Annotated in this window: 14 protein-coding genes; 5 read left to right on the forward strand and 9 right to left on the reverse strand. The window is 69.5% G+C overall.

Annotated features, from left to right (window positions below):
• Nucleotides 1-315 precede the first annotated feature (315 nt).
• Together ACZ6N8_RS29495 and ACZ6N8_RS29500 are read left to right on the forward strand one after the other, a co-directional pair.
• Entirely contained in the window at nt 316-1,545 is a 1,230-nt protein-coding gene (locus ACZ6N8_RS29495; RefSeq protein WP_466014125.1) for a cytochrome P450, read from the forward strand.
• The gene (locus ACZ6N8_RS29500; protein WP_466014127.1) at nt 1,542-1,769 is read left to right on the forward strand and encodes a ferredoxin; all 228 of its coding nucleotides are present in this window, start codon (nt 1,542-1,544) and stop codon (nt 1,767-1,769) included. The genes ACZ6N8_RS29495 and ACZ6N8_RS29500 overlap by 4 nt, the downstream gene beginning before the upstream one ends.
• Before the next feature lie 81 nt (nt 1,770-1,850).
• Here ACZ6N8_RS29500 and ACZ6N8_RS29505 read toward each other — a convergent pair whose 3' ends face one another.
• Nucleotides 1,851-2,432: a dihydrofolate reductase family protein gene (locus tag ACZ6N8_RS29505; protein ID WP_466014129.1), complete on the reverse strand. Its 582-nt coding sequence runs from the start codon at nt 2,430-2,432 to the stop codon at nt 1,851-1,853.
• A gap of 66 nt (nt 2,433-2,498) precedes the next feature.
• Nucleotides 2,499-2,822: a helix-turn-helix domain-containing protein gene (locus ACZ6N8_RS29510; RefSeq protein WP_466014131.1), complete on the reverse strand. Its 324-nt coding sequence runs from the start codon at nt 2,820-2,822 to the stop codon at nt 2,499-2,501.
• A 258-nt stretch (nt 2,823-3,080) separates the two neighbouring features.
• On the opposite strand from ACZ6N8_RS29510, the gene ACZ6N8_RS29515 reads away from it, so the two are divergent.
• Entirely contained in the window at nt 3,081-3,734 is a 654-nt protein-coding gene (locus ACZ6N8_RS29515; RefSeq protein ID WP_466014133.1) for a Type 1 glutamine amidotransferase-like domain-containing protein, read from the forward strand.
• A 90-nt stretch (nt 3,735-3,824) separates the two neighbouring features.
• On the opposite strand, the gene ACZ6N8_RS29520 is transcribed toward ACZ6N8_RS29515, so the two are convergent.
• Nucleotides 3,825-4,172 (reverse strand): VOC family protein, encoded by a 348-nt coding sequence (locus tag ACZ6N8_RS29520; RefSeq protein WP_466014135.1) that lies wholly within the window; start codon nt 4,170-4,172, stop codon nt 3,825-3,827.
• Nucleotides 4,173-4,276: 104 nt separating this feature from the next.
• Entirely contained in the window at nt 4,277-5,134 is an 858-nt protein-coding gene (locus tag ACZ6N8_RS29525) for a LysR family transcriptional regulator (protein WP_466014137.1), read from the reverse strand.
• A gap of 101 nt (nt 5,135-5,235) precedes the next feature.
• On the opposite strand from ACZ6N8_RS29525, the gene ACZ6N8_RS29530 reads away from it, so the two are divergent.
• Nucleotides 5,236-6,114 carry an NmrA family NAD(P)-binding protein gene (locus ACZ6N8_RS29530; protein ID WP_466014139.1) on the forward strand — a complete coding sequence of 293 codons (879 nt, stop codon included), beginning with the start codon at nt 5,236-5,238 and terminating at the stop codon, nt 6,112-6,114.
• 291 nt (nt 6,115-6,405) lie between these two features.
• Here the strand turns inward: ACZ6N8_RS29530 and ACZ6N8_RS29535 are convergent, their stop codons facing one another.
• The 5 genes from ACZ6N8_RS29535 to ACZ6N8_RS29555 all read right to left on the reverse strand — a co-directional run bounded on the left by ACZ6N8_RS29535 (nt 6,406) and on the right by ACZ6N8_RS29555 (nt 12,227).
• The gene (locus ACZ6N8_RS29535; RefSeq protein ID WP_466014141.1) at nt 6,406-7,671 is read right to left on the reverse strand and encodes a prolyl oligopeptidase family serine peptidase; all 1,266 of its coding nucleotides are present in this window, start codon (nt 7,669-7,671) and stop codon (nt 6,406-6,408) included.
• Between the two features lie 238 nt (nt 7,672-7,909).
• Nucleotides 7,910-9,172: a Gfo/Idh/MocA family protein gene (locus ACZ6N8_RS29540; RefSeq protein WP_466014143.1), complete on the reverse strand. Its 1,263-nt coding sequence runs from the start codon at nt 9,170-9,172 to the stop codon at nt 7,910-7,912.
• A 10-nt stretch (nt 9,173-9,182) separates the two neighbouring features.
• A complete protein-coding gene (locus ACZ6N8_RS29545) occupies nt 9,183-9,989 on the reverse strand; it encodes a carbohydrate ABC transporter permease (protein ID WP_466014145.1) in 807 nt (268 codons plus the stop codon).
• A complete protein-coding gene (locus ACZ6N8_RS29550) occupies nt 9,986-10,903 on the reverse strand; it encodes a carbohydrate ABC transporter permease (RefSeq protein WP_466014147.1) in 918 nt (305 codons plus the stop codon). The genes ACZ6N8_RS29545 and ACZ6N8_RS29550 overlap by 4 nt, the downstream gene beginning before the upstream one ends.
• Nucleotides 10,904-10,919: 16 nt before the next feature.
• The gene (locus ACZ6N8_RS29555) at nt 10,920-12,227 is read right to left on the reverse strand and encodes an ABC transporter substrate-binding protein (RefSeq protein ID WP_466014148.1); all 1,308 of its coding nucleotides are present in this window, start codon (nt 12,225-12,227) and stop codon (nt 10,920-10,922) included.
• 95 nt (nt 12,228-12,322) lie between these two features.
• On the opposite strand from ACZ6N8_RS29555, the gene ACZ6N8_RS29560 reads away from it, so the two are divergent.
• The gene (locus ACZ6N8_RS29560; protein WP_466014150.1) at nt 12,323-13,447 is read left to right on the forward strand and encodes an ROK family protein; all 1,125 of its coding nucleotides are present in this window, start codon (nt 12,323-12,325) and stop codon (nt 13,445-13,447) included.
• Nucleotides 13,448-13,508 lie beyond the last annotated feature (61 nt).

The raw sequence follows: 13,508 nt of genomic DNA on the forward strand, positions 1-13,508 counted from the left end.
CGCAGGGCTCGGGCGTGACGGCCGACGGTGACGCCGGGCCGGTGCAGGGTAGGCGGGGTGGACCCGCCAGACAGGCCGCACTGGCGTGCTCGACGAGCGCCGGAGTGGACGCGGTTCGCCACGAGAACGCTGTCGCGTACGGACGCGGACCGGTCGCCATGGCGATCATCGACGTCGGTCGCTACGATCCGATATCGAAACATCACTGAGCGTTGATGTGCGCTGCCTACGAGCCCTGGACGCTGCCAATCCGGCCCCGCCCCGCCACATGGTGCCGGCCTCGAGGATCACGCCGTCTCGACGAAGGGAACCCGGATGACGGAGAGCCCGCAGACCACCGAGAGTCGAACAGTTCCGCCCGCGCGGCCGTACCCGTTCAGTGTGCCCGACCGCCTCGTCGTCGATCCGACCTATGGCGACCTGCGCGAGAACGAGCCGATGACCCGGGTGAAGCTCCCCTACGGCGAGGAGGCGTGGCTCGCCACCCGGTACGACGACGTCCGTACGGTCCTCGGCGACGTGCGGTTCGGCCGCGCCCCGGCCGTCCAGCGCGACGAGCCCAGGCTCACCCCGCGCCAGCAGTACAGCGGCATGCTGACCATGGATCCGCCCGATCACACGCGGCTGCGCCGGCTGGTGGCGAAGGCGTTCACGGCACGTCGGGTAGAGGCGCTGCGCCCGCGAACCCAGGAGATCGCCGACGCACTGGTCGACGACATGGTCCGGCTCGGTCCTCCGGCCGACCTGGTGGAGCACGTCGCCACGCCGCTGCCGATCCAGGTGATCTGCGAGCTGCTCGGGGTCCCGTACGCCGACCGCGACCGTTTCCACATCTGGTCCGAGGCGATCGTCTCGACCACCTCCCTGCCCCTGGAGACCATCCAGGAGTACCTGAACAATCTCTGGGGCTACATCGGTGATCTGGTCGCCGAGCGCCGCCGCGAGCCGGGGATCGACGACCTGCTCGGCGCGTTGGTGCGGGCCCGCGACGAGAATCAGGACCGGCTCAGCGAGACCGAGCTGGTGGAGCTGGCTGGAGGGCTGCTCGCGGCCGGCCACGAGACCACGGTGACCCAGATCCCCAACTTCGTCTACGTCCTGCTGCACAACCCGGACCAGCTGGCTCGGCTGCGGGCCGAGCCGTCGCTGGTGCCGGCCGCGGTCGAGGAACTGCTGCGGTACGTGCCGCTCGGCGTCGGCTCGTCCTTCGCCAGGTACGCCAAGGAGGACGTCGAGGTCGGCGGGGTGCTGGTCCGGGCAGGTGAGCCGGTTCTCGGCTCCCTGTCGTCGGCGAATCGGGACGGTGCCGTCTTCGCCGACCCGGACCGGCTGGATTTCGACCGCGAGCAGAACCCGCACCTGGGCTTCGGGCACGGCGTACACCACTGCGTCGGCGCGCAGCTGGCCCGCATGGAGTTGCAGGTCGCCGTCGCCACCATCGTGACCCGCCTGCCCGGACTGCGGCTCGCCGTACCGGAAGCCGAGCTGCGGTGGAAGCGCGGCATGTTGGTGCGGGGCCTTCTCAGCATGCCGGTGGCCTGGTGAGTGCCGCGTGGCGGATCGGGGTGGACTCGCGTCGCTGCATCGGCACGAGCATCTGCGCCGGTACCGCGCCCGAACACTTCCGCCTGGTCGACGGCCTGTCCGCGCCGCTGGCCGACGTCGTCGCCCCGGACGACGTCATCCTCGACGCCGCCGACTCGTGCCCGGTGGAGGCGATCACGGTCCGCGACGCCACCGACGACAGACTGATCGCGCCGGAGGATTGACCCGGAACCGCGCCCGGCCGCCTGGTGGGAAGCCGATGCCGTTCGCGGTGCCCGCCAGCGGCTCCGAAGGCACCATGAGGGTCAGCGGCGTACCCGGTAGCGCAGGTGGAGCACCCGGTTGCCCTGGATCACCACGTCCGGATCCTCCAACAGGTGCTGCGCGTCGACCGACCCGAAGTAGCGCTTGCCGGACCCGAACACGACGGGTACGACGTCCATGCGTACCTCGTCGACCAGGCCCGCGGCGAGCACCTGGCCTCCGACGTCGCCGGCGGCGACCTCGACCACGCGGTCACCCGCGAGGTCCTGCGCCGTGGCCACTGCCGCCTCGACGCCGTCGACGAAGTGGAACGGCGCCTCGGGGTCCCAGCCCTCGGGCGCCGGCCGGTGCGTCACGACGACCACGTGGTCGATTCCGCTCGGAGGCTTCCCGTCCCAGCCCTCCGTCAGGTCGAAGACGTGGCGGCCCACGACTGTCACCCCGATCTGGTCCCAGTACGGCCGGATGTAGTCGAAGGACCTCTGCGACACCTTCAGCGCGCCGCTGGAGTCCAACGGGACGTCGCCGCTGGACAACCAGTCGAACAGCGGCCCGGGCTGGTCATGTTCGTCTGCCACGAAGCCGTCCACCGACACCGAGCTGTACAAGACCACCGTGCCCACAAGGCTCTCCTCTGCGTCGGGATGCCCACAAATTAGCGTGTCGTGAGCTGCCACTCTTGTAGGAAATCAATCCAACGGCAGCGGCCAGCCGTCCAGCGCGTTGCCGGGATGTTCGCGCAGGAACCGCCGTCGGACGTCGAGGTACCGGGTCGGCGTGAGCCCGGTGAACGCCCGGAACTCGTGGCCGAAGTGGGCCTGGTCGAAGTAGCCCGCGCCACAGGCGAGATCGCCCCGGTCGATGGGTCCGGCCGGGTCGATCGTCGACACGGCGGCGGCGAAGCGCCAGGTGCGGGCCAGCCACTTCGGCGTGACGCCGATGATCTCCTTGAACCGCTGCGCCAGATGGGTGTTGCTGACACCGGCTGCCACGCTCAGGTCGCCGATCGCCACCGCGCCGCCTGTCGCTTCGATGACCCCGCTCGTGTGGCTGATCAGCCCCGTCCGGCGGCGGTCGCGACACTCTGGACACGTACTCCACGGCCACAGCATCACCGACGCCCCGCCTGCACCGCACGCCGGGACGGTCCGGCCCGGCGAAGCGGCGACCTGCGCATCCTCTGTTTCGCTAGGGTGTCCAGTCTGTGCTCCCCTGCACCGGATCTCTCCACTCTCGGGGGAGCGTCATTACCGCTACGTACGGGAGTAAGCGTGAAACTTCTTCTCACGTCCGCGGGCGTCATGAACCCGAGCATTCGCGATGCGCTTGTCGACCTGCTGGGCAAGCCGATCGCCGACTCCAACGCCCTCTGCATCCCTACGGCTGCACACCCGATGGGCGGGCCAGCCTCGGCCTGGCGCTTCATCACCGGGCAGACACCCCTGCCCATGTGCGACCTGGGCTGGAAGTCGCTTGGCGTCCTCGAGTTGACAGCGCTGCCCAGCATCGGCGAGGAGAGGTGGGTCCCCTGGGTCCGGGAGGCTGACGTCATGCTCGTGGCCGGTGGCGATACGACGTACCTGTGCCACTGGATGCGGCAGTCCGGGCTGGCGGATCTCCTACCGTCTCTGCGGGACACCGTCTGGGTGGGGTTGAGTGCCGGGAGCATGGTGCTGACCCCCCGGATCGGTGCGGACTTCGTCGAGTGGCAGTCCGCGCCCGACGACCACACGCTCGGCGTCGTCGACTTCTCGATCTTCCCGCACCTGGGTCTCGAGCCGGACAACACCATGGCTTGTGCCGAGAAGTGGGCGGCCGAGATCGCCGGTCCGGCGTACGCGATCGACGACCAGACGGCCATCAAGGTGATCGACGGCACCGTCGAGGTCGTTTCCGAGGGGCACTGGAGACTGTTCCCCGCGTAGCCGCGACCAACAGTGATCGGCGTGGCGAAGCATCCACTCCAGAAGCGACGAGGGGCTTGCTGGACGGTAGGCCGTCGGCCCTTCTGCCGGTCAGCGATGGCTGACGACGTTCACCACCTTGCCGTCCGGGTCGCGGACGAAGAAGCGCCGGACGCCCCACTGCTCGTCGGTAATGGGGTGCACGATCTCTGCGCCCGTCGCGCGTACCGCCTCGTAGGCGGCGTCGACGTCATCGACCTCCACGCTGAGGTCCGGGTTCACGGAGGCAGCCGCATCTTTGGTGATGAGGATGATCTGGGCGGTGGGGTCGGACGGTGAGACGAGGTTGACCACCCAGCCCAGGTTCATCTGCTCACGGAAGCCCAGAAGCTGGTAGAAGCCGCTGCTCGCGACAGGGTCGGTGGTCGTGATGTCGGGTACGGCGCGGCGAATCGTCATTCCGGATTCTGGCATGTCAAGTACTTCAGATGGGGGCCACTCCCACTCGCCTGTGGAGTCCCGGACACGCCACAGCGAGGAGGGTTGGCGTCGGGCGGCGCGCCTCAGCTGCGGAGCAGGTGCTTCTCGGGTGCCTCGGCGATCTGCCGGGCCACGCGTACGAAGGCCGCCACCGCGGGCGAGCGCGACTCGGAGGGCCAGGCCACCTTCAGCGTCACCGGTTCGAGCTCCGGCACCGGGCGGAAGGCGGTACCCGGCCGGGCGTACCGTCGAGCCACCCACTCCGGCAGGAACCACACGGCGGTGCCCACCTCGACCAGATTGAAGATCTGCGCGAGGTCCAGCGGCCGCTGGTTGCCCACCATGCGGGCCCGTTCGGCCGGTGACCCGTCGGGGAGCCGCCGGCCGGCCAGGTCGGCCAGTCGGATGGTTGTCCGCGCGGCAAGCGGGTCGGCAGCCGGTAGCGCGACCATGCTCGGCCCGGTCAGCAACAGCTCGCTGTCCAGCCCGTCCTCGTCGCCGAGCGCCGGTATCAGCGCCACGTCGGCACGCCCGTCGCGCAGCGCCGGCACCTGCTCGCCGCGCCCGCCGAGCAGCAGCTCGACAGGCATGACGTCGTACGCCTCAAGGATCAACGGCAGCAGGCCGCCGTCGTAGTCGGCCTTGAGCGCCAGCCGTAGGGCCGGCGTCTCCTGCCCGGCCCGGCGGGCCCGGCGTTGGGCGGCGCCGATCGCGTCCAGTGCCACCTTGGCGTCGGCCAGCAGGGTCTCGCCGGCCGGGGTCAGTGCCACCTGCCGCGTGGTACGGATCAGAAGCTGCACGCCGAGCTGCCGCTCCAGATCACGGATGGCGCGCGACAGCGGCGGCTGGGCCATGCCGAGCCGCTCGGCGGCCCGGCCGAAGTGCCGCTCCTCGGCGACCGCCACGAAGTAGCGGAGCTGCCGCGTCTCCAGATCACTCATACCGCCACGGTATCAATCCAGAGGAAGATGGTCTTTCCGCTCTGCCGCCGATCCGCGTTGACTGGAGTCGTCAGTTACCCCACCGAACAGGGATGAAAGCCATGATTGTGGTAACCGCTCCGACCGGCCACATCGGCGGCCAGCTGGTCCAGGATCTACTCGAGGTCGGCGCGCCCGTGCGGGTGGTGGCCCGTGACCCCGCGCGGCTGGCGCCGGGCGTCGCCGAGCGGGTCGAGATCGTTCGAGGTTCGCACGGCGATCCGACCGTCATGGCCGAGGCGTTCGCCGGCGCCACTGCCGTCTTCTGGCTGGTGCCGGCCGACCCGCGGTCGACAAGCCTGGACGAGGCCTACTCCGGCTTCACCCGCCCGGTGCTCGAAGCGCTGGCCGCCGTGCCGCGCGTGGTCGGCATCTCGGCGCTGGGCCGTGGCACGCCGGTGGCCGGGCGGGCCGGGCACGTGACCGCGACGCTCGCGATGGACGACCTGATCGCCGCGACAGGCGTGGCGTACCGGGCCTTGACCATGCCGTCCTTCATGGACAACGTGCTGTGGCAGCTCACCCCGATCACCCGGCAGGGAGTCCTGTACGGGCCCGCCGTGCCGGACCTGTCCGCGCCCACCGTGGCCACCAGGGACATCGCCGCGGTGGCCGCCCGCCTGCTGCGCGACGACACGTGGACCGGCTTCCAGGAGGTGCCAGTCCTCGGCCCCGAGGACCTCACCCACAACGAGATGGCCGCCGTCATCGCCGACGTGCTCGGCCGTCCCGTCCGCTACCAGCAGGTTCCCGGCGAGGCCTTCAAGGAGAACATGCTGCGGACCGGCGTCTCCGAGGGCATCGCACAGGGCAGGCTGGACATGGCCGTGGCCAAGAACGAGGGCCTGGACAACGGCGTCGCCCGCACCCCCGAGTGGAGCACACCCACCACCTTCCGCCAGTGGTGCCTCGACGTGCTCAAGCCGGCCGCCGACGCATGAGATGACGTCATCCGGCTGCCTGACATCAGGCAGCCGGATGGCTGCGTGAGGGGCTCGGACACCGTTCGCCAGCGGTTGCCTCGGCGCGCGGCGCCGCCATACAGATGGACACCTGAGCCCCCGCCGGGCATTGGCCTGTGCGGCGCCGCGCGCGCCGCGCTCCACCGCACACGTACCCGCTGGACGACGAGCACGCTCACACCATGGCCCACGGCCACACGTCCCGCCAGCCCGTATCCGTTCATGCCACGGCTACGGATGCGCCACGGTGGCGGGTGTGGACACGGCTGATCAGCGGTGACGGCGGACCATCCACTGCCAGATGTGTTTGCCGTTGTGACTCGGGTCGTTGCGGGCCACGTAGATCCAGGACCAGTGGCCGGGGAACTGGTAGCCGTTCCAGACGACATGGTCGTACAGGGTGATCAGTGATCCCGGGATGAGGTCGTGGGCGTGGATCGTGTTGGTTTCCGGTGGCACGGTGTCGTCGTCACGCGAGGTGACCAGCCATGTCGGGGTCTGGATGCTCGCCAGCTCCGCGTCGGTGATCAACGGCGGGCCCTCCCCGCTGAGCGGCTCGACGACGCCGCAGATCGGCACCGACGCGGCGAACAGGTCGGGATAGGCGACTGTCATCTCCAGCGACATGTAGCCGCCGTTGCTGCAACCGACCACGTAGATCCGGTCGGGGTCGACACGCTTGCGGCGTACGAGGTCGTGGACGACCTCGCGGATCAGCGGGGCGAACCGGGGGCCGTCCTCCATCCAGTAGGAGGTGCTCTGCGGAGCGACGACGTACGCGCCGGAGAAGATTCGTTGAGCCTCCGGGGTGGCGAAGCCCAGTGCCCCGCGGTTGGCGCGCAGCGTGGTCTCGTTGTCGTAGTAGTCGTCGGGCAGTGAGGCGCCCTCGCCGCCGCCGTGCAGCCAGAGGATCAGCGGCCGCCGACCGTGCCGGGGCGAGTGGTCGGGGGAGTACAGCCGGTATTTCAGGCCCGAGCCCGAGACGTGGTGGCTGAAGGCGTCCACCTCCGGGTTCGACAGCCGCCCCTGCACGAAGCGCGTGATGGTGAGCGGCGGGCCGTGTCGGCGGACGAGCGGGGTGTTCTGCGTGATGGTGTAGACGAGATCCAGCCGGACGTTGCGGCCCCTGCTCACGATGTAGCCGAGGGTGCCACCGCCGAGTTGACCTTCGGCGGAGCTGAGCTCCAGCACGATGTTTCCGTGCCGGTCGAGCCGGGCCGCGGTAACCGTGCGGTCCAGGTCGTACTCGCTGAAGATCAGGTCGCCGGGAGCGATCGGGATCGGGCTGGTGGCCTTGGCATGCACGGTGAACGTGCCGGGGCTGAGCCCGGCGGGATCGATCGGGCCGAGCCGGCTGGTGTCGAGGGTGACCGAGGTGACCTGCTCACCGCCGTCGAGCGTTCTCGCGTCGAGGGTGAAGCTCACGCTGGCGCTGCGGTGGCCACCGGCCTGGACGGCGGTGCCGGGCAGCGCCAGGCCCACGGCGGCACCGGCGCCACCGGCCAGGACGGCGCGACGAGTGACAGACGCGGACATGCGGGCCCCCGATGTTTGCAATGTAGACGCTCGTCGATCAGTTCCAAGCTAGTGCCGCAGAGATCCGCTGGCAACCGGTGCCGGCACGGGGTGAGCGGAGCGCCCTGGCCGCTGAACCTGGCGCTGTCGAGAGGCGGTAGGGCGGCGTCCCCCATGCTCCTGACTCGACAGTCCTCCCGCCCGGGGCGATCACCTGTCGATCACCCCGGGTTCCGTTCGGCGGTCGGCCCGCCCGTGCCTACATCGCCGTGGCGGGACTGAGCTCGACGACGCTGCCCGTGGCGCGGGACTGCTCGGCCGCCCAGACGACCCGGTGTGAGGAGATGCTCTCCTCGGGCCCGGAGGTGACCAGTGAGTGGTCCCCGGTGGAGACCGCCGCGATGAACGCCTCGATGAGTGCCCCGTCAGCGCCGCCGTGTCCGTCGGCGGCCGAGGCGTCGCCGGCGGGATCCAGGTCGATGGTTTCGACGGTGTCGGTGAGGAAGTCGTGGACGCGCAGGGTGCGGCCGTCGCCCTCGATGCTGCCGAGCGTGCCGAAGATCCGGGTCTTGCGGAAGTCGAGCGCCGTGAAGGCCGTCATGGTGAACGCGACGGTGGTGCCGCCTTCATATTCGAGATTGACCACCTGGTGGTCGACGACGTCGTTGCGGCCCGCGTAGACGCAGACGCCGTACGGGCCGTCCTCCAGGGCTTTTCGGACGCCGTCCGCGCTGACGTCGTCGGTGAGTACGCCCAGCGGCCACGCCTCGTGGACGGGGTCACCGAGAAAACGTTCGTAGATCCGGACCGCGGAGTAGGCACACGATCGTTCGACCGGGCAGTCGACGCAGCGCGTGGTCGCCCCGGCCGGGCGGTTCTCCGGCCGGAAGTGGGCGAGGCCGCCGAAGGAGGAGACCCGCCGGACCGGTCGGTCGATGAGATGGCCGAGCCAGTCGATGTCGTGACACGACTTGGCCAGCAGCATCGAGGAGGACTCGGCCTCCACCGCCCAGTTGCCACGTACGTAGCTGTGGGCGTGGTGCCACCAGCCGACGGGCTCCAGGTGGTCGATGCTGACGATGGCGCCGATCCGTCCGGTGTCGAGCAGCCCCTTGAGGATCCGCGAGTAGGGCGTGTAGCGGAGCACGTGGCAGACGGCGAGGAGAACGTCGTTGTCGACTGCCGCATTGACGATCCGCTCCGCCTCGTCGGGCAGCGGCGCCATCGGCTTCTCCAGCAGGATCGCGTAGCCGAGTCCGGCGAAGGCCACCACCGGCTCGACATGCGCGCGATCGGGGGTCGCGACGATCACCGCGTCGGCGAGCCGGGGGTGTGCGGCGAGGTCTTCCCACGAGGCGAACCGGTGCTCCGCGGGTACGTCGAACTCGTCGGCCAGCGCGGTGCGGCGGGCGGGGTCGGGATCGGCGACAGCTGCGATCGTGGCTTCTGTGGTGCCGGCGGCGAGCCGCGCGTACGCAGCGCCTCGCGCTCCGGCACCGACGATCGCCAGAGTGATGGACATCAGGTGTCTCCTATTTGATGGCGCCGGAAAGGATGCCTTTGACGAAGTGGCGCTGGAAGAAGAGGTAGAGGATGACCACGGGCACAATGACGATGATCGTTCCGGCACTGAGCAGCGGGATGTTGCGGCCGTAGGCCTGGATGAACTTGCCGAGCCCGGACGGTGCCGTGCGCATCGCCGGGTCCTGGATGAGGATCAGCGCGAGCAGGAACTGGTTCCACGCCCACATGAAGTAGAGAAGGCCGAGAGTGGTGAGCGCCGGCCGTGCGGTGGGCAGCAGGATCCGGCGCAGGATCTGCCCGCCGGACGCGCCGTCCATCTCGGCGGCCTCGGTGAGTTCCCGGGGCAGCGACTCGAAGTGACTGCGCATCCAGAACACCCCGAACGGCATGAATGCCCCGATGAGCGGCAGGATGACCGCCCAGTAGGTGTTGAGCAGACCGATCGACTTGAGGTCGTAGTAGAGCGGGATGACTATCGACTCGTACGGCAGGGCCAGGCCCAGCATGAGTAACGCGAAGATCGGTCCCCGGACGGCGAGCCGCATCGTCGCCAGCCCGTATCCGGCGAGTGTCGCGAGCACCACCGCGAGGGGTACGACGCCGAGCGCGATGATCAGACTGGACCGCATGAGGTCGGCGAATCCGCCGGTCGACCAGGCGTCGACGTAGTTGTGCCACTGCGGATCCGACGGCCACGCCAGCCCTGGGCTCAGATTGTCCTGTGGTTGCAGTGATGCGGCGAGGATCGCGTAGAAGGGGACGAGCACCGAGGCCGCGGCGGCCAGCAGCGACAACCGGGTCAGCGACCGGATCATGGCTTCTCCCGGGTGAGGCGGTTCAGGGCGAACATGATCGCGCAGGTCAACAGGGACAGGACGACGGCGAGCGCGCAGGCGGTGCCGACCTGCCCGGCGGTGAAGGTCAGCCGGTAGATGGCGACGCCGGGCACCATCGTCGACTCGCCGGGGCCGCCGGCGGTCATCACGTAGACGACGTCGAAGCTGGCCAGGGCGGCGATCACGGTGACGGTCGCCGCCACCGACAGTTCCCGGCGCAGCCCTGGCACGGTGACGTGCCAGAACTCGTGGATCGCGCCGGCGCCGTCGAGCCGGGCGGCTTCGTAGAGGGACGGGTCGATCTTGCCGATGCCGGAGTACAGCAGCAGGAAACAGAGCCCGGTCGAGACCCAGGTGCCGACGACCCCGACCGCCGGATAGGCCCAGGTGAAGTCGCCCAGCCAGGCCCGGGTCAAGTCGGACAGGCCGACCGCGCTCAGCAGCGCGTTGAACGGTCCCTCATCGTCGAAGAACAGCTTCCACACGCTGCCGACCGCGACGAGCGGAAGGATCTGCGGCAGGAAGATCACGGTCCGGATGAAGGGCATGCCCTTCCAGGGAACGTTCGCGACGAGCGACGCCAGCACCAGGCCGAGACCGATCGGGATGACCGAGTAGAAGATGATCAGCCCGAAGGCGTGGATCAGGGAGAGCCGCAGCGCCGGGTCGGCGAGGATCTCCCGGTAGTTGTCGAGCCCGGCCCAGGTGGCGACGCCGATTCCGTTCCAGTCCCAGAACGAGATCCACAGGCTGTGCGCCCAGGGTGCGATCACGAAGGCCGCGTAGAAGAGCAGCGCCGGCGCGGTGTAGAGCAGCGGTACGAGTCGTGCCCGCGACCGCCGGGCCCGCACCGGCGTCGCGGGTGCGACGACGGTACGGTCCCGGACGGTCACGCGGTTCGCGAGGCTGTCAGCCATGCGTCTTGGCCCAGTCCGCCTGGACGGCCCGGACGAACGCGGCAGTGTCGCTCTTGCCGGCGATCAGCTTCTGGGTCTCGGCGACCAGGGTGTCGTTCATGGTCGCGGTGGCGTTGTTGTTGAACCCGATGAGCCCGTCATCGGCGTTGACCTTGTTCCACGCGGCGACCAGTTCGGCGGAGATCGTGCCCGGCTCGGCGGTCACGGTCGAGGCGTCCGAGGGCAGGAAGCCCTGGGCGAAGGAGGCCTTGGCGGCCTCCGGGCCGCGCAGGAAGTCCAGGAAGGCGGCAGCGGCCTGCGCGTTCTTCGACTTGCGCGAGATCCCGTACGCGACCGAGGTGCCGATCGCGGTGGCCTTCGGGCCGGGGAAGGGCACGAAGCCGGCGTCGCCCTTCAGTGCGTCGCCGATCTTCTTGGAGTCCCAGGATCCGTCGACGAAGAAGACGCCGTCGCCCTTGGTGAACTTGTCCACCGCGCCCTGGAGGTCGATGCCGTTGGCGTCCTTGGAGTAGTAGCCCTTCGTACCCCAGTCGGTGATGCTCTGGGCGCCCTTGGCGTTCCCGGCGGTGTCGAAGGTGGCTCCGCCCTCGCCGAAGACCCACTTGGCGTACGCCCCCGGGCCGTCCGTGGACTGCCCGATGAGCTGGATCGGGAAGGCGGCGTGGCCCTCCTTGTTGCCGAGCTGGAGCGGGGTCTCACCGCCGGCCTTGGCCTTGGCCAGCGCGGCCTCCAGGTCCTCCAGTGTGGCCGGAGCCGCGGCGATGCCGAGCTTCTTCAACTTGGCCTTGTTGTAGTACAGGCCGACCTGGGAGAAGGACGCCGGTGCCGCGTACAGGTCGCCGGAGCCGAGGGTGGTGCCGTCCTTGGCGACCCGCCACTGGTTGAGCTGTCCGGCCGGGTACGCCGACTCCCAGCCGTACGCCTTGGCATAGGGCTGGAGGTTGAGGATCAGCTGGTCCTTGACCGTGGTGCCCACCGCGTTGAGCAGCACGATGTCGGGCGAGGTGTCGCTGGACAGCGCGAGGTTGAGCGACTTGTTGTAGTCGTCGTACGTGGTGTCGACGTACTTAATCTTGACGTTGGGGTGCTTCGTCTGGAACGCCGGGATGATGTCCTTCATGGCGGCCCCCGACTCGGGGGTGGCGATCAGGTTGAGTTCCACAGGTCCGCTCGGAACGCCGGTCTGGACGGGCGTGTTCGCGTCGGCGGCCGGTTCCTCGCCGGAGGAACTGCCGGGTGCGCACGCGCCGAGCGCGAGGAGCACGGCTGCCGCGCTGAGCGCACTCTTCACGGATGTCATGGACTTCATAAGGTCTCCCAGGGCAGGAGTAGTTTCGAAGGAAACTTGCGTTCGCTATAGTGAGCCGTCTACGAACGCACGTCAAGGGGCAGCGAATGACCGTAGGTGATGCTCTTCCAGGCGGGGACCAGAGCGCCTTACGGCACCTGAACACGCGTCGTGTGCTGCGGCTCCTCTACGAGGGGCCTTCGCTGACCATCAGCGGTGTCGCCCGGGAGGCCGGGCTGTCCCGCCCCACCGTGCAGGGCATCCTGACCTCGCTGGTGGAGTCCCGGCTCCTGGTTCTGGACGGATTCGACAACGCCCCGACCGGAGGACGGCCCGCGCAGCGGTACCGCTTCGCCGCGGACGCGGGCATCCTGGCCGGCCTCGACATCGGGGCGCACGCGGTGTCGGTGCGGATCACCGACCTCGCCGGCGCGCAGGTGGCGGCCGCACGGGCCGCCATCCACCCGGACCTGGACCCGACCGGGCGCATCGACGCCGCTGTCAACCTGCTGCGACGGACGATGCCGGCCGACTCGCCACGGTTGTGGGCGGCCTGCGCCGGCTCCCCGGGCATCATCACCGACGGTGTCGTACGGCTGAGCGTGGCCATTGCGGACTGGACCGGCACGGCACTGGCCAAGGAACTCACCGCCCGTCTGGACTGCCCGGTGAGCGCTGTCAAGGACGCGAACCTCGCGGTCCTGGCCGAGCACCGGGTCGGTGCCGCGCAGGGGGTCGACCACGTCCTGTACGTGCATGCCGGGCACCGCCTCGGCGTCGGCGTCCTGGTGGACGGCAGGCCGTTCGGCGGCGGCCGCGGGGCTGCCGGAGAGATCGGCCGGCACCCGGGCCTGGGCTGGGAGGCGGCACCCCGCAAGCTGCTCTCCGACGCGGGGGTCGCTCCCGGCATGAATTCGCGCGAGTGGGTCTTCGCGCAGGCCAGGCGGGGGGACAGGCGCGCGGTCGAGGCCGTCGACGACTACGCGCGGGCACTCGCCGAGGGAGTGGGCGCCATGGTTCTCGCCATGGACCCGCAGTTGGTGGTGGTGGGCGGCGGCGTCGCGCGCGCCGGTGAGACGGTGATGGAGCCGGTGCGGCGTCACCTCGCCGAGATCCTGTACGAGTTGCCAGGTCTGGCGATCTCCGCGTTGGGAGACGACGCCGTGGTCATCGGCGCTGTCGAGACCGCCCGGGACGCGGTGCGCGCAGAGCTCTTGACCGATGGCTCTTGACAGCGCCAGAGCTCACCGGCATATTCCGAAAGAACTTTTCTTTCGTTTCCCCCGGGAGTGC

The sequence above is a fragment of the Micromonospora sp. NPDC047521 genome, from assembly GCF_055587305.1.

Coding starts and splice junctions, on each gene's coding strand:
- ACZ6N8_RS29495 (WP_466014125.1), top strand. CDS start 316: ATGACGGAGAGCCCGCAGACCACCGAGAGTCGAACAGTTCCGCCCGCG.
- ACZ6N8_RS29520 (WP_466014135.1), bottom strand. CDS start 4,172: ATGACGATTCGCCGCGCCGTACCCGACATCACGACCACCGACCCTGTC.
- ACZ6N8_RS29525 (WP_466014137.1), bottom strand. CDS start 5,134: ATGAGTGATCTGGAGACGCGGCAGCTCCGCTACTTCGTGGCGGTCGCC.
- ACZ6N8_RS29530 (WP_466014139.1), top strand. CDS start 5,236: ATGATTGTGGTAACCGCTCCGACCGGCCACATCGGCGGCCAGCTGGTC.
- ACZ6N8_RS29535 (WP_466014141.1), bottom strand. CDS start 7,671: ATGTCCGCGTCTGTCACTCGTCGCGCCGTCCTGGCCGGTGGCGCCGGT.
- ACZ6N8_RS29540 (WP_466014143.1), bottom strand. CDS start 9,172: ATGTCCATCACTCTGGCGATCGTCGGTGCCGGAGCGCGAGGCGCTGCG.
- ACZ6N8_RS29545 (WP_466014145.1), bottom strand. CDS start 9,989: ATGATCCGGTCGCTGACCCGGTTGTCGCTGCTGGCCGCCGCGGCCTCG.
- ACZ6N8_RS29555 (WP_466014148.1), bottom strand. CDS start 12,227: ATGACATCCGTGAAGAGTGCGCTCAGCGCGGCAGCCGTGCTCCTCGCG.
- ACZ6N8_RS29560 (WP_466014150.1), top strand. CDS start 12,323: ATGACCGTAGGTGATGCTCTTCCAGGCGGGGACCAGAGCGCCTTACGG.